Below are 453 nucleotides of genomic sequence, written 5' to 3'. Positions count from 1 at the left end.
AGTGACCTCTAGCGATGCGGCAGGCAATGCCGTTGATAGCACTGGCAGCTCGACCCACACGGTTGATCTCACTGCTGAAGCGGGCGTTGTAACTGTCGACAATATTACCTCTGACGATGTTGTTAATGCCGCCGAAGCCACTCAAACCATCGCCGTAACTGGCACCGCCACCGGCGGTGATATCAGCGAAGGTGACGTGGTTACTATGGTGATCAATGGCAGCGAATATGACACTACCGTTGACGCCGATGGCAACTGGACGGTGGATGTTGAGGGCTCCGACCTGGCTGCTGACACTGAGTTCGACGTGGTGGTCAGCTCCAGTGACGCGGCGGGTAACACTGTCGATAGCACGGGTACCTCGACGCACACCGTTGATCTGGTCGCTCAGGCTGGCACTGTCACCGTGAATAACATCACGGCGGACGACGTGATCAATGCCACTGAAGCGGG

The 453-nt window shown here is 57.2% G+C and carries 1 protein-coding gene; it reads left to right on the top strand.

What is annotated here, in order from left to right; all coding sequences use genetic code 11:
* A partial coding sequence (locus AC27HQ_RS16970) for an Ig-like domain-containing protein (protein ID WP_487157377.1) occupies nucleotides 1-453 on the top strand: 453 nt, incomplete at both ends.

The organism is Halopseudomonas sp. 4NH20-0008 (assembly GCF_057548395.1).
Note: the sequence above shows the minus strand (reverse complement) of the source record. Positions and strands in the feature narration are given on the sequence as shown.